The 21112-nt window shown below is 65.4% G+C and carries 25 protein-coding genes and 1 tRNA gene; 21 read left to right on the top strand and 5 right to left on the bottom strand.

The genetic code is table 11. The features are described 5' to 3' along the window. From ON04_RS04395 to ON04_RS16400, 11 genes are all read left to right on the top strand, one after another. Complete coding sequence (locus ON04_RS04395) at positions 1 to 594, top strand: hypothetical protein (RefSeq protein ID WP_010540375.1); 594 nt, start codon at positions 1 to 3, stop codon at positions 592 to 594. 115 nt (positions 595 to 709) lie between these two features. Beyond that, on the top strand, positions 710 to 1141 hold the full coding sequence (locus tag ON04_RS04390; RefSeq protein ID WP_010540374.1) for a hypothetical protein: 432 nt from the start codon (positions 710 to 712) through the stop codon (positions 1139 to 1141). 50 nt (positions 1142 to 1191) lie between these two features. Then, positions 1192 to 1368 carry a hypothetical protein gene (locus ON04_RS16640; RefSeq protein WP_158217819.1) on the top strand — a complete coding sequence of 59 codons (177 nt, stop codon included), beginning with the start codon at positions 1192 to 1194 and terminating at the stop codon, positions 1366 to 1368. Next, positions 1365 to 6437 (top strand): tape measure protein, encoded by a 5073-nt coding sequence (locus tag ON04_RS04385; protein WP_010540373.1) that lies wholly within the window; start codon positions 1365 to 1367, stop codon positions 6435 to 6437. The genes ON04_RS16640 and ON04_RS04385 overlap by 4 nt, the downstream gene beginning before the upstream one ends. Next, positions 6434 to 7279, top strand: coding sequence for a hypothetical protein (locus ON04_RS04380; protein WP_010540372.1), 846 nt, complete (start codon positions 6434 to 6436; stop codon positions 7277 to 7279). Before ON04_RS04385 ends, ON04_RS04380 begins: the two co-directional genes overlap by 4 nt. Further along, positions 7276 to 8952: a Gp37-like protein gene (locus tag ON04_RS04375; protein ID WP_010540371.1), complete on the top strand. Its 1677-nt coding sequence runs from the start codon at positions 7276 to 7278 to the stop codon at positions 8950 to 8952. Before ON04_RS04380 ends, ON04_RS04375 begins: the two co-directional genes overlap by 4 nt. Beyond that, complete coding sequence (locus ON04_RS15885) at positions 8953 to 9504, top strand: phage gene 29 protein family protein (RefSeq protein ID WP_010540370.1); 552 nt, start codon at positions 8953 to 8955, stop codon at positions 9502 to 9504. Then, complete coding sequence (locus ON04_RS04365) at positions 9501 to 10274, top strand: hypothetical protein (RefSeq protein WP_010540369.1); 774 nt, start codon at positions 9501 to 9503, stop codon at positions 10272 to 10274. Before ON04_RS15885 ends, ON04_RS04365 begins: the two co-directional genes overlap by 4 nt. 13 nt (positions 10275 to 10287) lie before the next feature. Beyond that, on the top strand, positions 10288 to 11205 hold the full coding sequence (locus ON04_RS04360; RefSeq protein WP_010540368.1) for a hypothetical protein: 918 nt from the start codon (positions 10288 to 10290) through the stop codon (positions 11203 to 11205). An 11-nt stretch (positions 11206 to 11216) separates the two neighbouring features. After that, the gene (locus ON04_RS04355) at positions 11217 to 11870 is read left to right on the top strand and encodes a hypothetical protein (RefSeq protein WP_010540367.1); all 654 of its coding nucleotides are present in this window, start codon (positions 11217 to 11219) and stop codon (positions 11868 to 11870) included. Between the two features lie 153 nt (positions 11871 to 12023). Continuing rightward, positions 12024 to 12275 carry a hypothetical protein gene (locus ON04_RS16400; RefSeq protein ID WP_010540366.1) on the top strand — a complete coding sequence of 84 codons (252 nt, stop codon included), beginning with the start codon at positions 12024 to 12026 and terminating at the stop codon, positions 12273 to 12275. Here ON04_RS16400 and ON04_RS17175 read toward each other — a convergent pair. Beyond that, on the bottom strand, positions 12272 to 12400 hold the full coding sequence (locus ON04_RS17175) for a hypothetical protein (protein ID WP_274376956.1): 129 nt from the start codon (positions 12398 to 12400) through the stop codon (positions 12272 to 12274). The two genes, ON04_RS16400 and ON04_RS17175, sit on opposite strands and share 4 nt — an antisense overlap. Before the next feature lie 60 nt (positions 12401 to 12460). Here ON04_RS17175 and ON04_RS04350 point away from each other — a divergent pair, with 60 nt between their 5' ends. The 7 genes from ON04_RS04350 (at position 12461) to ON04_RS04320 (ending at position 16565) form a co-directional block, all read left to right on the top strand. Next, positions 12461 to 13234: a hypothetical protein gene (locus ON04_RS04350; protein ID WP_010540365.1), complete on the top strand. Its 774-nt coding sequence runs from the start codon at positions 12461 to 12463 to the stop codon at positions 13232 to 13234. Next, positions 13231 to 13380, top strand: coding sequence for a hypothetical protein (locus ON04_RS16635; protein WP_158217818.1), 150 nt, complete (start codon positions 13231 to 13233; stop codon positions 13378 to 13380). The genes ON04_RS04350 and ON04_RS16635 overlap by 4 nt, the downstream gene beginning before the upstream one ends. Positions 13381 to 13496: 116 nt before the next feature. Then, entirely contained in the window at positions 13497 to 14951 is a 1455-nt protein-coding gene (locus ON04_RS16975; protein ID WP_010540364.1) for a glycoside hydrolase domain-containing protein, read from the top strand. A gap of 1 nt (position 14952) precedes the next feature. Then, positions 14953 to 15369 (top strand): hypothetical protein, encoded by a 417-nt coding sequence (locus ON04_RS04335; RefSeq protein WP_010540363.1) that lies wholly within the window; start codon positions 14953 to 14955, stop codon positions 15367 to 15369. A gap of 2 nt (positions 15370 to 15371) precedes the next feature. Then, positions 15372 to 15785 carry a hypothetical protein gene (locus ON04_RS04330; protein WP_010540362.1) on the top strand — a complete coding sequence of 138 codons (414 nt, stop codon included), beginning with the start codon at positions 15372 to 15374 and terminating at the stop codon, positions 15783 to 15785. Next, on the top strand, positions 15785 to 16195 hold the full coding sequence (locus tag ON04_RS04325; protein ID WP_010540361.1) for a hypothetical protein: 411 nt from the start codon (positions 15785 to 15787) through the stop codon (positions 16193 to 16195). Before ON04_RS04330 ends, ON04_RS04325 begins: the two co-directional genes overlap by 1 nt. Then, a complete protein-coding gene (locus ON04_RS04320; RefSeq protein WP_010540360.1) occupies positions 16188 to 16565 on the top strand; it encodes a hypothetical protein in 378 nt (125 codons plus the stop codon). The genes ON04_RS04325 and ON04_RS04320 overlap by 8 nt, the downstream gene beginning before the upstream one ends. 77 nt (positions 16566 to 16642) lie before the next feature. On the opposite strand, the gene ON04_RS04315 is transcribed toward ON04_RS04320, so the two are convergent. The 3 genes from ON04_RS04315 to ON04_RS04305 are packed head-to-tail and all read right to left on the bottom strand — an operon-like array spanning position 16643 to position 18144. Further along, positions 16643 to 17011 carry a DUF732 domain-containing protein gene (locus ON04_RS04315; protein WP_081477117.1) on the bottom strand — a complete coding sequence of 123 codons (369 nt, stop codon included), beginning with the start codon at positions 17009 to 17011 and terminating at the stop codon, positions 16643 to 16645. 9 nt (positions 17012 to 17020) lie between these two features. Next, on the bottom strand, positions 17021 to 17929 hold the full coding sequence (locus ON04_RS17170; RefSeq protein WP_010540358.1) for a tyrosine-type recombinase/integrase: 909 nt from the start codon (positions 17927 to 17929) through the stop codon (positions 17021 to 17023). Beyond that, a complete protein-coding gene (locus tag ON04_RS04305; RefSeq protein WP_010540357.1) occupies positions 17926 to 18144 on the bottom strand; it encodes a hypothetical protein in 219 nt (72 codons plus the stop codon). Before ON04_RS04305 ends, ON04_RS17170 begins: the two co-directional genes overlap by 4 nt. 32 nt (positions 18145 to 18176) lie before the next feature. Between ON04_RS04305 and ON04_RS04300 the strand changes: the two genes are divergently transcribed. The 3 genes from ON04_RS04300 to phoU all read left to right on the top strand — a co-directional run bounded on the left by ON04_RS04300 (position 18177) and on the right by phoU (position 20357). After that, positions 18177 to 18254: transfer RNA gene (locus tag ON04_RS04300), tRNA-Thr, on the top strand. A gap of 58 nt (positions 18255 to 18312) precedes the next feature. After that, positions 18313 to 19488: a tRNA dihydrouridine synthase DusB gene (gene dusB, locus ON04_RS04295; protein ID WP_010540356.1), complete on the top strand. Its 1176-nt coding sequence runs from the start codon at positions 18313 to 18315 to the stop codon at positions 19486 to 19488. 77 nt (positions 19489 to 19565) lie between these two features. Then, a complete protein-coding gene (gene phoU, locus ON04_RS04290) occupies positions 19566 to 20357 on the top strand; it encodes a phosphate signaling complex protein PhoU (protein WP_010540355.1) in 792 nt (263 codons plus the stop codon). Here phoU and pstB read toward each other — a convergent pair. Next, entirely contained in the window at positions 20333 to 21109 is a 777-nt protein-coding gene (pstB, locus tag ON04_RS04285) for a phosphate ABC transporter ATP-binding protein PstB (RefSeq protein WP_010540354.1), read from the bottom strand. The genes phoU and pstB overlap by 25 nt on opposite strands. Positions 21110 to 21112: the final 3 nt, after the last annotated feature.

The raw sequence follows: 21112 nt of genomic DNA, 5'->3' as shown, positions 1-21112 counted from the left end.
ATGGCAGTCGATGTGCTCAATGCCTTCGTCGGGCATCCCCCGATGGATTACGGCGTGTTCTTCCGCGCCCCGATCGGGACGGAACTCCCGGCCGACGCGAAAGGGATCCTTGATCCCGCGTTCGCCGATCACGGCGCAGTTGGTGAGGGCGGTCTGACGATCGCCCAGAACCGGTCCTCGGCCGACATCCGCATGATGGGCGGCGGCGTCTTCGTGGACGTCCAGGAGTCGTATGACGAGACCCTGACCATCACCCTCCTGGAGGACGACAACGACGCGGTCCTCAAGTCCGCGTTCGGTGACGCGAACGTGGAGGTCACTCCGGCCACCGCGGCGGACGGTACGAAGCGGGTTATCTACCACACCTCGGATCCGCTTCCGCTGTCCTCGTTCGTTGTGCGCACGGCGTACGGCGAGAAGAACAAGCTGTACGTGGTCGAGCGTGGCCGTGTGTCGTCGGTGGCTGAGGTCACCGAGCAGCACACGAACGTGACCTCTCGTCAGTTGACGATCAAGACGTTCCGGCCGGTGGCGCTGTCTCTCAAGGGCGGCAACGTGGTCGAGTACCGCGACGACGGTCGACCCACCGCCTGATGACTCACCCGTCGGGGTTCGATTCCCCCCTTCGCACCGGGCCGCCCCGACGGGTGGGCCTGACCAGGCCCGGTGTGCTCTTCCTTTCTTACTTTCTACTGATTGGCCTGGTGCGATGACCATCAATCTTATTCCCGTAGACGATCCTCGGACGCAGATCGAAGTCCACCTGCCGTACCGGCAGAAGAACGGTCACGTCAAGGATGTGCAGTTCTTCCTCCCGAAGATGGACTACATCGACCGGGACGTCATGGACGACTACCGCAAGTGGGTGCGAGACACGCGCGAAGAGCGCGATGCCGCACGCAAGGAAGCCCTCGCGCAGATCCGTTCCGGCAAGCCGGACGTCGAGCTGCCCGAGCCGCTCGGAGACATTGAGACGCTGTCCAACCTGTGTCGGCGTCTGATCCCCGACGTGTGGGACAAGTACCTCGCCGAGCAGGCCAATGGGGTGAAGATCCAACTGTTCAACGAGTGGACCGAGCAGTCCAAGGTGTCAGTGGGGGAATCTTCGGCCTCCTCGACCTCCTCGGACGCCAAGGAGTAGAGGCCGCCCTCCGTTTCGATTGCCTCGACCGGGGGCACCGCCTCGACACGATGTCGTGGCCGGACCTGCTGGCGTTGGTGATCCATCTGCCGTTGTCGTCGCGGTTCAAGACGACGTACGACCCGGAGGGGTCGATCAGCCCGCCGCCGGATAAGCCGGCACTCACCGCCTCGCAGATCCGAGAAAAGATCGCGGCGCGGTTCGCGACGAGTAAGGAGCCCGCATGACTGAGCTGGCCACCGGCTATATCTCCCTCGTCGTGGAGACGTCGAAGATCCCGAAGCAGGTCGGCGACGCGATGAAGGGTGTGGAGTCCCAGGCGGACAAGACCGGCAAGTCGATGGGCGGCAAGCTCGCCTCCGGGCTCGGCAAGTCCCTCAAGGTCGGTGCCGGCGCCGCGGGTGTGGCCGCCGGCGCCGCCCTGGGCACGGCTATCACCAAGGGCATCGGGCGACTGTCCGGCATCGAGAACGCTGAAGCGTCCTTGACTGGGCTTGGTCACTCGGCGTCTGCGGTCGACTCGATCATGGAGAACGCCCTCAACTCTGTGCGCGGCACCTCGTACGGGCTTGAGGAGGCCGCCTCGATCGCGGCATCTGCTGTGGCTGCCGGGGTGAAGCCGGGCAAGGACTTGGAGCGCACTCTTGGGCTGGTCGGTGATGCCGCGGCGATCGCGGGCACCGATCTGGGCGAGATGGGTTCCATCGTCAATAAGGTCGCTACCTCGGACATGATGCAGATGGACGTGGCGAACCAGCTGATGGACGCCGGGATCCCGATCTTGCAGCTGGTCGCCGCGGAGATGGGTGTCACTGCTGACGAGGCCCGCAAGATGGCCTCCGAGGGCAAGGTGTCGTTCGAGACGTTCCAGAACGCGCTCGAGTCCGGCATGGGTGGCGCGGCCCTGGAGTTGGGTAACACTGTCGGTGGCGCGTTCCGCAACATGGGTGCCGCGGCCGGACGGTTCGGTGCGACTCTGGCGGGGCCGTTCTTCAGCCAGGCCGCGGGGGCGTTCACCGGGGTCACCGGGCTGATCGACAATATGAACGATGCGTTCAAGCCGGTCATGGCCGATTTTGAGGCGTGGCTGGTCGGCTCCGGCATCCCCGGGCTGCGCAAGTTCGGTGCGTCCGCGCTCGATACGTGGAACGACATCGCATCGTCTGATGTGGCGCGCACCTCGCTGGTGCGTCTTGGTGGGGTCGTGGATCAACTCGTGGAGGCAGGGTCGGTGGCCGGCCCGGCGCTGGGCCGGATCGTCACCTCACTCGGTGAGGCGTCCGCCGCGATTGGTATCTCCACGTGGGAGATGCTGCTGTCGGTGCTGGAGTCCAGCGCCACGATCCTCAACGCCACCCTCGTCCCGGCGCTGGATATGACAGCCGGGCTGATGGAGGATAACCAGGGCGCGGTGACCGCGCTGGTGGCCGCCTACATGGCGTTCAAGACGGTGCCCGCGATCATGGGGCGGGTCGGTGCGGCGTTCTCCCCGATCGTGGCGGGCGGCAAGTCGGCTCGCGGCTCCCTGTCAGATTTCAGTGGCGCGGTGCGTGATTCGTACCGGTGGATGGGTCAGGCGAACCCGGAGATGGGCCGTCTCGGTCTCACTGCTTCTGTGCTGGGCTCTAACGCTGGTGCGGCGGCGAAGGGTGGCTTGAATGCGCTCAAGAGTGCCGGGTCCTCCCTGCTCGGTGTGTTCGGTGGCCCGCTGGGTGCTGCGTTTGCGGGGGTGACGGTTGCGGTCACCGCTGGTATCGGTGCACACCGGAAGTTGGAGTCATCGCAGCGGGCGCTGGAAGATGCGTCGCAGAATCTCGCGGTTGCGCAGACTGACATGTGGTCGCAGATCGGTGACGCCTCCGGTGTCGCCGATTCTGTGGTGGCTCAGCTCCAGGCGGTCCGTGCCGAGATGGATGCGGCGATCGCTGGTGAGCAGCGCGGGTTCGGCGCATTCATGAGCCGGGCCGGGCAGGACTTCGTGCAAGGGGCGAAGTTCTGGTCTGCCGACGCATACGGTGAATCGCACGCCAAGGAGGCGCAGGACAGGGCCAACGCGCTGCATGATGCTGCGAAGGTCGCGAAGGAAGCCCTCGACGAGCTGGGCATGTCTAACGATGACGTGGCGGCGGCGATCTCTGGGGCCGCGGGCGACTGGGATGCGTTCGCGGCTCGCCTGTTGGCTCTGGGAGACAACGGCGCGGCAGCCCTGGACAAGCTGCAGCCGTTGCGTGACGAGTTCGAGCTACTGCAGGAGGCGCAGAAGGTCGCCACCCCGGGCGCGCTGGAGCTGTCGGCGGCAGTGGATACCCTTGCCGACTCTGCAGCCTCGGCGGACGACAAACTCTCCGCGATGGAGGACGCGCTCAAGGCTCTGGGGATCATGGCCTCGGATGCGGAGACGTCGGCGTTCGAGCTCGCGGCCGCGGTGCAGGAGGTCGTGGACGAGGCGACCAAGGGCGCCGATGCGGCCGGTGGTCTCGGCAAGGAGTTGCTGACTCTCGACGGCGGGTTGGACGGGTCGAAGGCCAACGCGCAGGCGCTCACTGGCGAGTTGGGCACCCTGGGCGCGAAGTTCAGGCAGCATGCCCAGGACACCGGGGACGCGTCCGCCGCTTACGATGCGGTGCGGCCGGCCCTTGAGGCGTTGGCGGAGACCTACGATCTACCGATCGGCAAGATCGAGGAGTTCGCCGCCCAGTGGGGTGGAATCGACCGCGATGCTGTGCAGTTGTTGATCGGTCTGGATGGTGCGGACGAGACGACGCAGAAGCTCGCCGAGGTGGCTGCGAAGTTCGGGTCGCTCGATGCTGATGAGCCGAAGGTGTTCACTACTCGTCTGGATGAGGCGTCGAAGGCGGATACGATCGCCGCGCTTGAGGCGGTCGGGTACAAGGTCGACGAGATCGACGGTAAGCCGGGCATGGTCCGGATTACTGCTGATTCGTCGGTGGCCTCGGCGGCGATGGGTGCGGTCACACAGCGGTTGCTGGAGCTGGACGTGGCGAGTGCGACCCCGGACATTCTGGCGGACGACACGATCTTCCGGCTCACTGACGCCTCGACCCAGGACGCTCTGCGCCAGTTGGACACGACCCAGGTCGATCCGGCTATCGGTGCGATCATCGATGACTTCATTAATGGCCGGGACGTCACGTTGGCTGAGCTTGCTCGGATCAATGCGACTGTGGCTGATCCGCATATCAAGGCGACGATTGATGAGGCGCTGCAGAAGGCGAAGATCGTCAATGATGCGTTGAATGAGGCGGCGCGTGAGCGGACGGCGCGGATTGTTGGCCAGTACATTCCTCCGGCAGGTTATGCAGACCGCATGGTCAGCACCGGTGGTACACAGGTCGGGCACCACGCCAATGGCGCGGTGGTCGACTACTTCGCCAACGGCTCCGAGAACCATGTAGCCCAGATCGCCCCTGCGGGGTCGATGCGGGTGTGGGCCGAACCTGAGACCGGCGGCGAGGCGTACATCCCTCTCGCTGAGTCGAAGCGTGGCCGGTCCGAGCAGATCCTGTCTCAGGTGGCGGACCGGTTCGGTTACAAGCTGGAGGCGTTCGCCGACGGCGGTATCCGTGGCGCTGACGAGATGCTCGACTTCGTGCGCGGCACTACCGGAGACGGGCAGTCCCGACCGTTGGAGGGCGCCCCGTACAACTGGGGTGGAGTCAACTGGGGCGACTGCTCCGGAGCGATGTCCGCGATCGCCAGGTTCGGCGTCGGTCTGGCGCCGTTCGCTGGCCGGTTCGCTACCGGCAACCAGCGCGAGGCTCTCATGGGAATGGGGTTCTCTCTCGGCTCAGGCACCAGTGGGGACTTGCGGTTCGGGTGGTTCAACGGCGGGCCCTACGGTGGGCACACCGCTGGCACGCTGCCGGACGGCACCAACGTCGAGATGGGTGGTGGCCGCGGGAACGGGCAGATCGGTGGCCCGGCTGCGGGCGCGTCGCATCCGCAGTTCACCGATCATGCGTTCCTGCCGATGCGCTCGTTCGACTGGTCCGACAAGGCCTACACCGGGCGGCGCGGGGCAGGGTTAACGATTGGCGAGTTCGCGGTGGACCGGTTCACTGGTAAGACGAACTTCGCCTCGAGCCCGGGTATGTACTCCTCGCCCGGCAACTCGGGTCGTGTGGCTCCGGATCAGCCTCGCACTTGGTCGGATATGGCCGCTGGTGCGGCGGCGTCGCTCGTGTCTGGGCAGGTGTCGGATGTGCTCGGCGTGTTCGGCGTGCCTGACCAGTTGCCTCCGATTGTGCAGGCGTGGCAGATGCTCAACGAACGGCCTGGTGGCGGTCCGTCGGATTGGGACTTGTCGACCGCGGCGGCGGAGGTGCAGCGGTTGAACGCGGCGATCGAGCTGCAGGAGCGGTTCACTGACGAAGCCGCGCAGGGCCTGGACGTGGCGAAGAGCTCGCCGCTCGGTGATCCCTTGGTGTCGCAGATGATGGCGGCCGAGGACGAGCTCGCGAAGGCGATCGAACAGTTAGACCGGGACCGTGAGGCCCGCAGGGCTGCACAGGCCAGGTTGGGTGAGCTTCTGGACGCGCGGGATGCGGCACTGGAGCCGGATGAGCCGGACGTCAAGAAGATGTCTGATCGGGATCTTGCTGATGCTGCTACGGCGAAGCCTGATGAGGCGGACCCGTTGGACGTGGACTACGACCCGGCCGCCGGTGCCGCCCAGTGGGCGCCGGTGGTTCGTGAGGCGCTGCGCCGCATGGGTCTGCCGTTGTCGCATGAGGGCCGGACTGTCGAGCAGATCGACATCGAGTCCACCGGCGATCCTCGGGCGGTGAATGGGGATGACTCCAACGCCGCGGCGGGCACTCCCTCCAAGGGGCTGCTGCAGGTTATTGACCCGACCTACCGGGCGATGCGGGCGCAGTTCGCGGACGCGTTCTCTGGTACGGCGGACGACATCTTCGACCCACTGACCAACACTCTCGGAGGTCTCGGTTGGGTGCAGCACAAGTGGGGCGGGCCGGAGAAGCGGTGGCCGACTCGGGACGGCTACTTCATGGGCGGCCCGGTCGGGCTACCGAACGGTATGGCGGCTGGGGTGGACAACGTTCCGGCGTGGCTGACCGTCGGTGAGCGGGTCGTGCGCAACGGGCCCAGTCAGTTGTACGCCGACGACATCGACGCGATGAACGCCGGCACCTACAAGCAAGGAGGGGGCGAGGTGCACTACCACTTCCACGTGCTGTCTCAGGAGGAGGCGGAGCGGCGCAAGGACGCGCTGCAGCGTCAGCACGCCACCGGATTGTTGGGGGCGCGCGGATGAGCATCACGGAGATTGAGGGCCCCGACGGCATGGTGTGGCCAGTCCACGGCCGCGGGGCCGGGTCGATGGGCGTGGCCATGACTGAGGATTCCCACAAGAATCTCGACGTGCCGGTGGTGACCCGCTGGTCGCAGTCGGCGAACGAGCCGGGCGCGAAGTTGCGCAAGGTGCTGTTCGAGCCCACCGATATGGAGTTGGTGTTCGTCGCCACCGATACCGCGCAACGTTCGGTGGCGGCGGTCGATTCGGAGTTCCGTCGGGCGTTCGATTACAAGCGCGAGACCATCGTGCGCACGATCTCGCCACTGTCGGGGGCGCGGGAGTTGCGGGTGGTGATGCGGGAGTCCCCCACCAAGCATGACCGGTTCGACATGCACGGCACCAAGGTGACGGTGACGAAGTTCCCGGTCCGGGCAGGGATGCCGTTCTGGGCAGGGCAGCCGGAGGTCGCCGCGGTCAAGGCCAGCGGCGGCTCCGGTACTGGGTATCTCGAGATGCACAATCCGACGGATCTGCCGATGTACCCGCGGTGGGTGCTGCAGGCAGGGGCCCGCTGGGAGGTGCCGGACTTCGACTTCGCCGGCGATAACCGGGTGGTCGGGATGCCGCCGGAGTACACCGGCCACGAGGTGTCGATCCACACCAACCCGGTGGAGCAGATGATCCGCATCGCCGGGTGGAAAAACGCTCAGGAAGCGATGCGGGGCATCTTGTTCGACAACGTCGTACCGGCGCATACCCCGCCGACGCTGGTGCCGGTGTCGTGGCGCAACAACACCGGGTCGCCGGTGGCGTCGGTGTTCATGGACCGTTTCTGGACGAGGCCGTGGGGGATGGAATGACGCAGACGCTGACCAATCCGTTGCTCGAGGATCCGCAGCTCCTCACGGACCTGGAACGGATCTGGCAGGACGGACAGGCTCAGGTCGACGAGCTTGAGCGGGCCCGTCTCGAGCCGCCGTTCGTGCGGCTGTGGGACGGCGACTGGCAGTTGCGTACGCGTATCGCCGGGGAGATTTCCGCGCACTTTCAGTGGAAGCTCAACGACACCGGCGTCGGCACCGTGGTGCTGCCGTTCGATCATCACGTGGTCGAGTGGGTCATCGGGTGGCGGATGCGTAAACGCAACGTCCACATCACCTGTGACAAGGACGGGGCCCGGTGGGGTGGCCGGCTGAACCGGCTGGTCGTTACGCGCACGGATAGTGGTGACCGCGAGATCCGGCTGGAGTTCCTGCACGACTATGAGGAGCTCAAGCACATCCTCGTGTGGTCGAATCCGGTCCTGCCGGCGATTGTGCAGTTCCCTCGCGCGTTCACTCTCGCAGGCCCGGCGATCTGGTCACTGAAGACGGCCCTGTTTCTGAACCTGATGCGCAACCAGAACAGCCTGTTCACTCTGCCGGATGATCCGCTGGACTTCTCCCAGTGGACCGGCAACCTGAATATGGCGAACTGGCCGATCGCGATGCGCGGCGGATCGTTCCTCGCGGACTCGTCTCCACACACCATCGTCTCGAGCAGGTTCAAGACGTTCCACGATCTGGCGGCACCGATCCTCGCGGACGCCCAGCTGATGGTCACCTGCCAGCGTTGGCTCGAGGGGGACCCCGAGCCGTGGCCGGGGTACACGCCTCGGAACGGGCAGTTGATCGTCGACATCGTCGACAAGTCCGGCTGGTTCGGGGCGACCGGCACGGGCGGCAACATCTTGCAGGGCATCTTGCGGACGGTGATGCAGCTCGGTGACGATCTGGTCGACTCGGACCGGTCGGTGGTGCCGGACCCGAACGTGGTGCCGGTGCGTGGCGATTGGTTGGGTACGGCACCGTCGAATCCGTGGATCGTGTTGCGTGACGGCGACGTGACGGGAATCGAATCGTCGGAGTTCACGTGGCAGCCGGCGACCGATGTGCAGATCGTGGTCGGTGGGCATTCGATGCCTGGGGTGAACGAGATCATCTCCTCTGCGATCCAGGTTGCCGGTGACCTCGCGTCGACAACGTGGATCGGTCCGAATGTGAACCTCGGGCAGGTCGCCGACACGCTGCTCGCTCCCCTGTACACGGACACGCTGATGGCGTGGATGGCCGTCAAGTCGTTCGCCCGCGCCACCGATGCGGGGTGGTCGCACTACTTCGAGCGACTGCCCTCCGGTGCGGACCGGGCGTACACGCTGTCGTCGTTGATGGCGCTGCGGCGGGGGTTCTGGGAGACCCGCGAGCGGATCGGGCACAAGCTCAAGGTCCGCGACGGCGCCCCGTACTTGATCGGGGAAAACGGTCGTGGCCATTACTTCCTCGGTGACCGTATCGCCTCCACTATCCCGGGGCTTCCGCGCGGAGAGCTGGTCGTCGACCAGGTGTCGGTGTTGGACCTGGCGTGGGACCGGCCTACCCCGCCGGGCTGGGACGTGACGATCGGTGACCTGCATGCCACCGAGTCGGGGCTTGATCAGATTGTGCGGCAGGTGGCCGGTGCGGTCGAGGCCGCCAAGACTCTAGGAGTGCTGTAGATGATCCCGATGCAAGAGCGCGCGGATATGAACGATCCGGAGCAGCATGCGGCGTGGCTGTTCATCGGCCTGCAAATGTTCTCCGGTGACACGCTGAACTTCCACCCGCGGGATGCCGCGCGCGCCTCGAAGCAGTTGTGGGAGGCCGGGTTCCGGCATCACCCGGAGCGGCAAACGCACAAGATGGCGATCCCGGGTGGCCCGAATCAGCAGTTCCTCGCCGCGGCCGGTGGGGATTGGGTGCGGGTGGATACCCCGGAGCCGGAGGTGCGGGTGGCTTCGCGCGAGGTGGATATCTCGCGGATGTCGCTGGCCGAGTGTGTGGATTTGGAGGCGCATCTTCGGGCCCGCGAGTTGGGTTCGCCTCCTCCGCCGCCGCGTGGTCTGCGCACGTTCAACCTGTCGGGTCTGACCGATGCGCAGTGTGTGGCGTTGCGTGAGCATCTGACGGCCCGCGGGGTGGGTCAGCATGACCAGGAGCCGCCGGCGGCCGGTGAGGGCGCGACGGTGCGGCAGGCCGATCCGCTGGAGCAGGACGAGGTTGAGCTGTGACCGCCCCCGATGGCCGCGTCCCAGACAGTGCCTATGTGGGGCAGGCGGGGCAAGGCAACTCGCTGACTGGGCTCAACGATCTGGACGAGGACACCGCGAAAGCCCGGATGCAAGGCAATGTGTCCCCGGCGTTCAATCGTCAACGCGACGCGGTGTGGCAGCCGGGCGGACTGATCGGCAACATCGCGAACCTGCTGTTCGGGACCGGACCGGGCGCTCCTGCTGACCGAATCGTCGACGGCATGACTGCCCTGAATGGGCGGGTGGATCTGCTTGATGATGTGCCCGGTTATGCGGGCGCGGTCATGTCGCACAATCACAGGTTTGGGTCCGGGTCGTCGTGGAAAACGATCCCATTCAACACCCGGTATGGGCCGGAGAAGAAGGCGCACCTCGATGTGGGGGCGCACCGGATGGTGATGGAGACCGGGTCGTGGTCAGCCCACTTCACTATTTCCACTTCTGGTGGTGGTGGTGTGGGGCACGCGTTGCGGGCTCTGGTGCGGGACAAGACCGGCGCTGAGGTGATTACGCGCCGATTTGATTGGCAGACACCGAACGCGGGATGGGATCAGCACTATGCGATGCCGATCATTGTGCCGCCGGAGTCAGCTCCGTGGTCTGTCGAGTTGGCGTACCGGCATTCCGGGTTGTGGTGGACGATCTACGGCGGCACGGAGAAGACCTTGCTGTGGGTGGAGCGTAAGAACCTTGATTCGGATAACAGCGGCACGATCAAGAACCCGCCGGATGGGGCGGACATCGAATGAGTGAGGAGTTGGCGTGACTGTCATTACGGGTTCTATTGAATCGATTGGTATGGCGCCGTTGTCAGGGCTGTTGACGGCCCGACCGGTGGTGTTCCGTCCGTCGGGGGGTGTGCTTTATGCCCCGGAGGCGGTGCCGTTTCCGATTGTGGCGGGGGTGGTGTCGGCGGACGTTGCTCCTGGCCCGGTGAGGTTGACGGTGCAGGTTGGTTCTCATGCGCGGGACTCGTTTGATGTGGTGGTGCCCGATGTTGGGCCTGTCACGTTGGCGAGTTTGGTGAATGAAGTTTTCGAGTGGACTCCGGAGCAGGTGTCGGAGTTTGTGCAGCTCCGTGATGAGACGGTGGCGGCGGCTGGGGCTGCGCAAACGGCGGTTAATTCGTTTGGTGTGACGGCTTCGGCGTCTACGGGTGCTGTGGGATCTGCGGCGTCGGTGGTGGTGTCTGGTGGTCCTGAGTACAACCTCGAGTTTACGGTCCCTCGTGGTGACAAGGGCGACACCGGCCCGTCCGCGTATTCGTCTATGTCGCAGTCGGAGGCGAATACTGGTACCTCGAGCACGGCCCGCACTATTGGGGCGAATGTCCTCAAGGCCGCGATCCAGACTCATTCCCCGCCGACGACCGCTGCGGACCTGTCGGGGGCGCTTACGAACGCGGTGGACGCCAGTTTGGCGAAGTTCGATTACTACAGCCCCATAACAGGCAACACCGTTTCGATCATGGTGGGTCAAGTGGGGGCTGCCGTCATGGGCGACGTTGGGGAGGCGGTCGGCTCCGCTCTCGATGACAAGTCCGATGTGGGCCATGCGCATACCCCTGCGGAGGTGGGCGCTGTCGCAAATGCGGGCAACGCCGACGGCCTTTGGATCGGCACCGAAGCCACGCTTCCTTCTACTGGCACTACGGGTGTCCTCTACGTCACCACCGATTAAGGAGAACGATAATGGCACTACAGGTATGGAACGGTTCGGAGTACGTGGGTGCGGAACTTGGTCGGTTCGGCGCATCCGGCACCCTCAAGGAAGCGTTGGTGTGGGATGCGACGGCAGGCGAATACGTGAAAGTGTGGCCGACTGGTGGTGGCGCACTGTGGTACGACGATTTCGACACGTCCAACACAACGTTGTGGGACCACGCGGCGGTGGGCGGGGTCTCGCCGTGGCACAGCGGTGGGCAAACAGTCACTAGCGGCCTCGGTATGATTTGCGTGCAACCTATCCCTGTCGGTCACACCGTCGAACTGACTGCCGGAACGCTCACTGGCGGCAAGGCCACCAACCTCTCACTGTTCGACAATCCGACCGCAAGCCCGACCCAGCAAGTAACTTTTGCCGCATTCAACGACCCCGAACTGGGCGACGCGCTGGTGTTAAACGACGTGGCTAGCGCGATCCACCCCTACACCACTGGGGATACCATCTCAATCGTTCGCGATGGGGGCTACATCTACCTCCGCCACAACGGTCAAGACCTTCCGGACGCTATGGGATCAGGCCCATATTTGCGTGTCCCTGACCCCATCGCGGGTGACGCCTACTTCGTCATCGCGAACAATGAGGGCTTCGCCATTGATCGAGTGCAGGCTGTGCCGCTGTAACCCCGACCCGGACCCTGGCGGTGCTGAGATAATCATTCTCGGTACCAGACGGCGGGATCTGGCCCCTGAACGCCGGGATACTTTTGGGCTGCAGGTTGCGTGCCGAGATTTCCGCTGCGACTCAGACCCCGGCGGGCATGCTTCACTCCCTGCATGCAGAAAACACCGCCGGACGGCCGGCTTACCTACATCTCCGAAGTAGTTTTTCTTCAGGGCGCCACGGTCAGGTACACCACCCTGACCGACGGGCCCGCTGGCTGGATGATCCACGTATTTGAGCCGGGGCTTCCCAAGAGGCCACCGGCTTTATTGCGGGTGCTCGAGGTGGAAGTCGACGATCCTCGCCACCGTGCGCGACTACGCGGCGAGATTGCCAGCTTGTATCGGGCGCGTTTCCTCGATTAGTCGAGGTCAGGCCGATCTGCCAGTAGCGCGGCTTCGGTTTGGTCCACCTGGGCCACGGGCTCGGGGTGCGCGGCGGCGTGCTCCCCCAGTGTGGCGAGAATGTTTGCCGTGTCGAAACTGTCCATCCGAACACTGTTCCACCCCCACCGGTCTGGTGGGGGTGTCCGCATTTCTAGGAGGTACCGATGACACTGAGCACTCTCGTTGTTGACGGCATTGGCTCAAGTGAAGGCCGCAATTCGACCATTGTCACCACCATCGCTCAACATCTCGAAACACGGGCCGGGACCACCACCCGTTACGTGGACTGGCGGGCAGGCATGATCGGTGCCGGAGCGGGCGGGTCGTGGAACACTAATTCTCGCGACGCGGTGACCATGATCAGGCGGTGGTTCGAAACCAATACTGGTGACGTCGTCTTGATCGCCCACTCCGGCGGCAACAAACCGGTCCACGACTTCCTCGACGACCACCCCGAATGCCACCGGCGGGTGAAAGCGGTGGGGCTGGTCGCGGACCCGTGGCGTCCCCGCGACCGCTGGCAACACGGCGTCGCGAACCCTGGCGGGTGGGGAGTCGCCGGGGAACGCTACACCCCCATCCCCGGCCGCGTGTTCTGGACCGCAGTGCCAGGCGATTTTATCCCGTGCGCACCACCAGACAGCCTCCTACGGCACGTCACCGACGTGTCGTACGGGCACCCGGATCAGCTCGTCCGCGACTCCATTGACGCGTTCCAGCAGGGGCGGTTCCAGTTGGCCGCGTTCCTCGGTCTACCGCTGCACGAGTGGGTGTTCGGTCTCGGACGGCGGATTCGTGAAGCTTCCGACGGGGTGTGGAGGTACCTGAACGGCTGGCACGGGCAGCACTATCTGGGCCCGGTCGCCACCGGCGGCGACACTCGGAGCCTCGCGATCCGACTGGCGGACTCGATCGTCTGGAAGGTGGACCACCCGTGACTCGTCTCGCCCGCTTGCAGGTCCGAATCTTGCTCGCGGCCCCTCTCGTGTGGGAGGCATGGCGCATCGTCAACAGTCTCTTCGACGCGTGGTTGATTGCGCAGATCCACAAGGCGTGGGGCCTACCCCGGGAGCGTGACCGATGATCGGGCATCTCGTGTGGGGGCTGCGTATGGCGTGGGCGGTAGCGGTCCTGTATCTCGACGCGGCACGCAATACCTGCCGACCAGCACGCCGACAGATCCTCTAGGAGGGGCAGACTATGGGCACTGTTGTGGACTATGCGGGGCGCCCCCCGGGTGCCGCCGCCATTAAAGTTGCCGGGCACGTCGGGGCGGTCCGCTATGTTTCCGGCGACCGCACAGGTGGCCGTCTTCCCGGAAAGCCGGTCACCCGCGCCGAGGTTGACGACTTCGACCGTTATGGCCTCGCCCTCGGGCTGGTCTGGCAGTACGGCAAAGACTCAGGGGCGGCGCCCCCGGACGTGATGCGTGGCCACGAGGGTGGGCTCGTCGATGCTAGGGCCGCGCAGGCTCGTCTCGATGAGATTGGGCGGCCGGATCATCCGGTGTTCTTCGCTGTGGATTTCGACATCATCCTGGCGCAGTGGAATGACACGGCAGTGCATTACTTCCGGGCGTGCGCCGAGGTCCTGGGCGTCGAGCGGGTGGGGATCTATGGGCATTCGCGGGTGTGTGCGTGGGCCGCCGAGGATCGGGTGATCGGTCGTTCGGGTGATCGGTGGTTGGCGTGGCAGACCCGCTCCTGGTCCGGCGGTGTTTTCGCCCCGGAGGCGGTGCTGTTCCAGCGGATTGTCGACACCGCTGCCACTCCGGGGCCGCGTATTGGCGGCACGGTCGTCGACGTCAACGACGTGTGGGCCGACGATTGGGGGCAACTGCCCAGACCATCCCGGAAGACGGAGGTGCCGACGGTGAAACTGAGACCGAACCCTGGGCACCGCGGGGACCCGCTGTTCTTGCCCGATGTGCTGCGTGCGTTCGGTGTGCAGGTCCGCGAGTTCGACGGGTGGCGCGACCGAGGCCACGGGGATTTCCGTGAGATCTGGGGCGTCGTCGCGCATCACACCGGCGGCAACAACACTCCGGCGTCGCTGATCGCGTTCGGCCACTCCGCACTGCGGGGGCTGCTCTCTCAGATCCACCTCGATCGCGATTGTGTCGCCACCGTCGTCGGTGCCGGGCACGCGTACCACGCGGGGGTCGGCTCGTGGCCCGGGATCGCCACCAACGCCGCGAACGCCGTCACCGTGGGTGTCGAGGCTAACTCCGATGGTGTGAGCCCGTGGCCGGCGGACATGCTCGACACCTACTACCGCATCTGCGCGGCCATCTGCTGGTACCTCGGTCATTCGTCTCTGCGCACCATCGGGCACAAGGAGTGGGGCGCGGTGCAGGGCAAGTGGGACCCCGGTGGCATCGACATGCCGACGTTCCGCGCCAAGGTGCAGCACTACATCGACCATCCCCCGTTCATGCCCGAGGAGGCAGAAATGTCCGATTTCTGGAACGAGCAGGTGCCCAGCCTGGTCGACAGGTCTAAAAAGTTCCCCCGCCGGGATCTCCTGCAGCTCACCGACTACCACGCCACGTTGGCGAACATCCAGTCCAAGCAAGCCCTCGACGAGTTGCGTCTGGTCCGTGAGGACCTCGCCGGGCTCGCGGAGCTCATCGTCGCCACCTCGAAGGAGAACTGACATGGCCGTCAACAAGAACACCGGCACACTGATCCGCGATTTGGTGCAGCAGGTCCAGGCGGAGGAGCCGGCCACTCGCCGTAAGGCGAACACGGTCACCACGGTGGTTGGCTCGGTCGTCACTGGGCTGCTGGCCGCCGCAACCTACCTCGTAGAGTCGGGCACCGGCCTGCCGACGTGGTTCCCTCTGGTCGTGGCTTTCCTGGGTATGGCCGCCACGACCGTTGGCGTGTCCAAGACTCGCAATGGCATGACTGGCTCGGTGGCGGACCGGCTCGAGTTGGAGTTGGCGCGCCGGATCGACCTCAACCACGAACACGAAGACCTGCCGCGCTCGGAGCAGTCCGACCCGGACGAGCTGCGCGCCGCGGCGGACACCCTCGCCGCGGACCCGGCTCGGCATCGCCTGGAGGGGTGAGGGTGACGGATCCGCGTCGGGAGATCGCGGCCGGGCTGGTGACGGAACGGGTCGTGGCGCTCGTCCTGGCGGCGCTGCTTGGCGGCTACGGGATGCTACTGCTCGGTCACGGTGAGGACCTGTGGTCACTGCGAACCTACGGCCCGGCCTTGTCGGTGCCGGGTGGGGTGGTGACGTGGATGGTGGCGGCCTTTGTGTCGGCTCTGCTGCTTGTGGTCGGCACGATCACCCGGCGGGAGCGGGTGGTTGGTGCCGGGGCCACCATTGCCGGGGTGTGGTTGTCGATTTTCGCCGCGATGTTCGGCATCGCGGCTTTGGACAGTGGTGAGGCAGTCGCATTGCCCGGGGTGTTGGTGTACGCCTGCGCGGCGTTTCTGGCCGCGGCGCGAGCCGCGACCGCAGTTGGGAGGCACTGATGCCAGCAGCTGTTCACGCCCAGGCGCGTGCTCCGCACATGTCTGCGGTGGCGGTGGCCTCTGTCGCTGCGGGGGCGGTGCAGATCGCTACCGACACTTTGCCAGCGAACCTTGCTGCGACCGCCTCCCCCACCGTCGGCACCGTCTGGTCATCACTCCTGCTACTGGGCGGCCTGCTGGTGCTGGCCGGGGCGTGGATGCGGCCCGTCGCATTCGGTCTACGCATCGAGAGCGCCGGTCACTCCGGCCTACTGTTCGGGACGGGTATCTACTTCGTGGCGGCTCTGATCTGGATGGATTCCCCGTGGTGGGTGTCCCCTGCGGTGTGGTGGGCGATCGCCGTCACTGGGGCGTCGGCGGTGCGGTGGTGGCAGATCACTCACACGTTGTGGGTGGTGCGGCATGTCTGACCCGTGGGCCATTATCGGGACCGGCGGCGGCGTGTTCTCGGTGATTACCGCGCTTGTCGTCGCGGTCGTGGGGTGGCGAAAGAACGGGGCGGAGACGACACAAATTATCGAGGCGACCGCCGGGGAGCAGATTAAGCTGCTCGCTGAGCAGAATAGTCAACTGTGGGCGAAGATCGGAAAGTTCGACGCTGACCTGGAGTCTTTGCGTAAGGATTTGCGGTCGCGTGATCGGAAGATTGACGAGTTGTCTGATGATCTCGATGACGCCCTGGGCCATATCCGAATTCTGCGCGACGAGCTGCAGCGTCAAGATCCGACGTTGCGGTTACCGGAACCGCCGGCGAGGATCGCGGAGCATTTCCGGAGTTGAACTGTCACACCGCATGATTGCGCCCCACCTACCTCGTTTGTCGAGGCGGGTGGGGCGCGTTACTGCGTTCGTAGGGGCTACGCGAGGTCGGGGCAGTACTCGAGGTTCGCGGTCATCGAAAACACTGTTGCCTCTCCGCGAGTCATCTCCCCTGCATCCGCGATGATGTTGCCCACCTCGGCGGGTGGTGTGCCGGCGGCCAGCGCCCGGCAGATCGACTGCGCTAACTCGTCGAGGGTGGCGGCGGGTAACACCTGGCCATCGGGGTGGAACTCGCGGAGAGCTTCAGGGTCGCGCTTTCCGGTTTTGTCGGTGATGAAACTGCCCCGCTCAGGGGACGCGGTGGCGGTCACCGTGGTTGTAGCGTCGGCGGGCTCTTGGCCCCCCGGCGAAGCGCAGCCAGTGAGGACAAGCAAGGAAACGACGACGGGGACAGCAGAACGCATAATGTGATCTTATGCTGCTCGGTTAATGCCCGGGGCGGTTTGCCACGGGTCTAGTCGGTCGATGGCGGCACGCCGTACCTCGTTGGGTAGTTCGGCGTAGATGGCTGTGGTGGCGACGTTCTGGTGCCGGAGGAGGTCGCGGACGGTGTAGATGTCGGCACCGTCGGCGAGGAGTTGTGTCGCGAATGAGTGCCGCAACGCGTGCGGGGTGCCCTTCACCCCGGCCCGCCGCATCTGGTCGGATATCGTCCGCGACACGCTCTTGGCTTGGACGTGCTCGGACGGGTAGTGGCGGGAGGGGAACCACCACCCTTTGTCAGGCATTCTCCGGGACCATTCCGCCACCAGCAGATGCAGCGGCAGCTCGGCCGGCTTCTTCCCTTTGCCCTTCACGTACAGGACAGCCCGGTCGAGGTCGATGTCTTCGGCGCGCAGTTTCGCTATCTCATGCACCCGTAGGCCCTGTAGAGCGGCGAGCAGGATCATGGCGTGCGTAGACATGCGGGTTGGTGCGGACAGGAGTTTGCGCACATCACGGCGAGACACCGGGCGTGGAAGTCGCTGTGGTGCCCGCGGGGTACCGACTTTCGCCATCGGGTTGTCGGCGCGGAGGTCTTGCGCCTGGAGCCACTTAAACCAGGCGGAGAGGTACCCGCAGTAGTTGGCGATCGTGGAGTCCGACCACCCGTCATGAGAGGCGATCCAGCGGGTGATGTCGATTGGCTGAGCGTGGGCGGGCTGGACGCTCGTCTCACGATTGAACTGGGCGAGGACGCGACGGCGTTCGGAGATGGTTGTGGCTGCTAGACGGCGCGCGGACTGCCACAGTTCGTAGTCGTCGAGGTGTGTGATCGGCATGGACACATCGTCACCGACCGCACGGAGGGTGGTGCCGGTGTTGCCTGCCCGTAACGTCATCGTTGTACTACAGGCGTGTGATTCGCGGTGGTCCAGTCGGCCAGTTTCCCGCCGTCGTGAACGATCGTGTCCGGGTGCGTTTCTTGCACGTCGGACCAGCCTTCGCCCATCCAGTAGCGGACCATCGTCCTCGTCGGGTATTCGCGGACGATGCGGGCGCGGCAGGTCACCTCGCGGTTGCACGGGCCGACCAGGGAGACGTGATGATTGCTCATGCTGCGATCTCGCGGGGGCAGTGGTCCTCTATGCCGGGGCGGCTAGGGAACGCGATTATCGCGGACTTGTAATCCGCAGGTCGCCGGTTCGAGCCCGGCTGGGGGCACCACCACCCGGCACTTGCCGGCCCATTGGACCTGCCCGCCACGCGCTGGGACACTCGGTACATGTCCGCACCCACCACCGCCGCTCCCGCATTACGCATCGGCCCGTTCGAACTGGCGTCTCCAGTGGTCCTCGCACCGATGGCCGGGGTGACCAACGTGGCGTTTCGCAGCCTGTGCAGGGAGATCGAGCGGGAACAACAGGGATCGGTATCCGGTCTGTACGTCTGTGAGATGGTCACGGCGCGTGCGCTCGTCGAGCGTCAGCCGGGAACCCTTCACATGGCGTCTTTCGCCCCCGATGAGAATCCCCGCAGCCTGCAGCTCTACACGGTTGATGCCGAGTACACCTATGCGGCGGCCAAGATGATCGTGGATGAGGACCTCGCCGACCATATCGACATCAACTTCGGATGTCCGGTCCCCAAGGTGACCCGACGTGGCGGCGGGTCAGCGATCCCCTACAAGCGTCGGCTGTTCCGATCGATCGTCGCCGCCGCGGTGCGCGCCACCGAGGGCACCGACATCCCGGTCACGGTCAAGATGCGGGTAGGGATCGATGACGAGCATCACACCCACCTCGACGCCGGCCGCATCGCGGTGGAGGAAGGTGCGCAGGCCGTTGCACTGCACGCCAGAACCGCCGCCCAGCGCTACTCCGGCGAAGCCGACTGGTCGCAGATCGCCCGACTGGTCGAGCACATCGGTGCGATCTCCGATGTACCGGTCCTGGGTAACGGCGACATCTTCTCCGCGGAGGACGCCGTGCGCATGCGCGAGGAGACGGGGTGCGCGGGCGTGGTGATCGGCCGCGGCTGTCTGGGGCGTCCCTGGCTGTTCTCCGAGCTCGCCGCCCGACTGGACGGCCGCGAGGCCCCTACCCCGCCCACGCTGGGCGAGGTTTCGCGGATCATGTTCCGCCACGGCGAACTGCTGGCCGAGCACCACGGCGAGGACAAGGGGATGCGCGATATCCGCAAGCACGTCGCCTGGTATCTCCGCGGCTTCCCTGCCGGGTCTCAGAAACGCGTCGCCCTTTCGGCGGTGCGCACTCTGGATGATCTCGCGGAGATGCTCGCCGATCTCCCGCCTGACGAGCCGTTTCCGGCCGACGGGTACGGACCCCGCGGGCGCCAGGGCTCCCCCTCCAAGGTGCTCCTACCCGAGAACTGGCTGGACGATCCCGAGGACGACGCCGTGGCGCTCGAGGGCGCGGACGCGCAGAATTCAGGCGGCTGAGCACCACCTCCGGGCAATTCGCCGGAGGTTGACGGCGGAGCCCGAACCTGCGGTCTACATGCGCGTATGCTGGCCATATGCGTCTTGTTTACTCCGAAGAACTCGCGGATCTGGCCACCTCGATGGCTCGCATGTGCTCCCTCGCGACCGATGACATGGAGTTGGCCACGCACGCTCTTCTCCAGAGCGATCTGGCCGCCGCGGAGCGGGTTCTGGAGTCCACTCCGGAGATGACACGGATGGCGACCGAGAACGAGGAGCGCGGGTTCGCGTTGCTGGCCCTGCAGGCGCCGGTGGCCCGCGATCTGCGTCAGGTGGTCACCTCCATCCAGCTGGTCCAGGACCTCGTCCGTATGGGTACCCTTGCCGGCCACGTCGCCAAGATCGTCCGGCGGCGCCACCCGGAGGCTGTGCTCCCCGAGCCGGTCAACGGATACTTCGCCGAGATGGGTCGCGTGGCGATCTCGCTGGGCCGCTCGGCCACCGAGGTGCTACTGAACCGGGACGCCGAACAGGCCGCGACACTCGCGCACCAGGACGACGCTGTAGACGACCTGAGGCGCCACCTGTTCACGCTGCTCACCGTGCGGGAATGGAAGTGGGGCGTGGCCTCGGCCGTGGATGTGACGCTCCTCGGCCGTTACTACGAGAGGTTCGCCGACCACGCGGTCGAGGTCGCCCAGCGAGTCATCTTTTTGGCCACCGGCGAGTACGCGCCGCTGCCCGAGGATGATTCGGAGGAGCCGAGCCGCTCCAGCGAGGAGCTGGTGCGGCGGTTCAACGAGACGGACCGGGCCTTCGAGCAGAGACTGGACCGAGACCCGGCTTCACGCGGGGAAGATGATCAGCCGAAACGGCCGGAAACGTAATCCTCGGTCTGCTTGTTCTCCGGGTTGGAGAAGATGCGCTCGGTGGAGTTGACCTCCACGAGCTGGCCCGGCATCCCGGTCGCCTCGAGCGAGAAGAACGCCGTCTGGTCGGAGACGCGAGCCGCCTGCTGCATGTTGTGCGTGACTATCACAATGGTGAACTCGTTCTTGAGCTCCGAGATGAGGTCCTCGACCGCCAGGGTCGAGATGGGGTCGAGCGCCGAGCAGGGCTCATCCATGAGTAAGACCTGCGGTTCGATCGCTATGGCACGGGCGATGCACAGACGCTGCTGCTGGCCACCCGACAGCCCGCCGCCCGGCTTGTCCAGTCGGTCCTTGACCTCGTTCCAGAGGTTCGCGCCGCGCAGCGATTTCTCCGCGACCTCGTCGAGGGTCTTCTTGTTCTTGACGCCCTGGAGCTTGAGCCCCGCGATCACGTTCTCCTTGATGGACATCGTGGGGAACGGGTTGGGGCGCTGGAAGACCATACCGATGGTCCGGCGAACAGCCACCGGGTCGATCTTCTTGTCGTAGATGTCGACACCATCGAGCTTGATCGATCCCTTGACGGAGGCACCCGGGATCTCCTCGTGCATGCGGTTCAGCGAACGGAGCACCGTGGACTTGCCACACCCGGAGGGCCCGATGAAGGCAGTCACCGACCGCGGCGGCACGTGCAGGTTGACGTTCTTCACGGCGTGGAAGTCGCCGTAGAAGATGTCGACGTTCTCGAGGTCGAGACGCTTGGCCATGTC

This window comes from Dietzia alimentaria 72, from assembly GCF_000226215.1.
GTDB classification, from domain to species: Bacteria; Actinomycetota; Actinomycetes; order Mycobacteriales; family Mycobacteriaceae; genus Dietzia; species Dietzia alimentaria.
Note: the sequence above shows the minus strand (reverse complement) of the source record. Positions and strands in the feature narration are given on the sequence as shown.

What these genes read in the sequence shown, in the direction of transcription:
- ON04_RS04395 (WP_010540375.1), top strand. Translation starts at nt 1, where the DNA reads ATGGCAGTCGATGTGCTCAATGCCTTCGTCGGGCATCCCCCGATGGAT.
- ON04_RS04390 (WP_010540374.1), top strand. Translation starts at nt 710, where the DNA reads ATGACCATCAATCTTATTCCCGTAGACGATCCTCGGACGCAGATCGAA.
- ON04_RS16640 (WP_158217819.1), top strand. Translation starts at nt 1,192, where the DNA reads ATGTCGTGGCCGGACCTGCTGGCGTTGGTGATCCATCTGCCGTTGTCG.
- ON04_RS04385 (WP_010540373.1), top strand. Translation starts at nt 1,365, where the DNA reads ATGACTGAGCTGGCCACCGGCTATATCTCCCTCGTCGTGGAGACGTCG.
- ON04_RS04380 (WP_010540372.1), top strand. Translation starts at nt 6,434, where the DNA reads ATGAGCATCACGGAGATTGAGGGCCCCGACGGCATGGTGTGGCCAGTC.
- ON04_RS04375 (WP_010540371.1), top strand. Translation starts at nt 7,276, where the DNA reads ATGACGCAGACGCTGACCAATCCGTTGCTCGAGGATCCGCAGCTCCTC.
- ON04_RS15885 (WP_010540370.1), top strand. Translation starts at nt 8,953, where the DNA reads ATGATCCCGATGCAAGAGCGCGCGGATATGAACGATCCGGAGCAGCAT.
- ON04_RS04355 (WP_010540367.1), top strand. Translation starts at nt 11,217, where the DNA reads ATGGCACTACAGGTATGGAACGGTTCGGAGTACGTGGGTGCGGAACTT.
- ON04_RS16400 (WP_010540366.1), top strand. Translation starts at nt 12,024, where the DNA reads ATGCAGAAAACACCGCCGGACGGCCGGCTTACCTACATCTCCGAAGTA.
- ON04_RS17175 (WP_274376956.1), bottom strand. Translation starts at nt 12,400, where the DNA reads ATGGACAGTTTCGACACGGCAAACATTCTCGCCACACTGGGGGAGCAC.
- ON04_RS04350 (WP_010540365.1), top strand. Translation starts at nt 12,461, where the DNA reads ATGACACTGAGCACTCTCGTTGTTGACGGCATTGGCTCAAGTGAAGGC.
- ON04_RS16975 (WP_010540364.1), top strand. Translation starts at nt 13,497, where the DNA reads ATGGGCACTGTTGTGGACTATGCGGGGCGCCCCCCGGGTGCCGCCGCC.
- ON04_RS04335 (WP_010540363.1), top strand. Translation starts at nt 14,953, where the DNA reads ATGGCCGTCAACAAGAACACCGGCACACTGATCCGCGATTTGGTGCAG.
- ON04_RS04325 (WP_010540361.1), top strand. Translation starts at nt 15,785, where the DNA reads ATGCCAGCAGCTGTTCACGCCCAGGCGCGTGCTCCGCACATGTCTGCG.
- ON04_RS04320 (WP_010540360.1), top strand. Translation starts at nt 16,188, where the DNA reads ATGTCTGACCCGTGGGCCATTATCGGGACCGGCGGCGGCGTGTTCTCG.
- ON04_RS04315 (WP_081477117.1), bottom strand. Translation starts at nt 17,011, where the DNA reads ATGCGTTCTGCTGTCCCCGTCGTCGTTTCCTTGCTTGTCCTCACTGGC.
- ON04_RS17170 (WP_010540358.1), bottom strand. Translation starts at nt 17,929, where the DNA reads ATGACGTTACGGGCAGGCAACACCGGCACCACCCTCCGTGCGGTCGGT.
- ON04_RS04305 (WP_010540357.1), bottom strand. Translation starts at nt 18,144, where the DNA reads ATGAGCAATCATCACGTCTCCCTGGTCGGCCCGTGCAACCGCGAGGTG.
- dusB (WP_010540356.1), top strand. Translation starts at nt 18,313, where the DNA reads ATGTCCGCACCCACCACCGCCGCTCCCGCATTACGCATCGGCCCGTTC.
- phoU (WP_010540355.1), top strand. Translation starts at nt 19,566, where the DNA reads ATGCGTCTTGTTTACTCCGAAGAACTCGCGGATCTGGCCACCTCGATG.
- pstB (WP_010540354.1), bottom strand. Translation starts at nt 21,109, where the DNA reads ATGGCCAAGCGTCTCGACCTCGAGAACGTCGACATCTTCTACGGCGAC.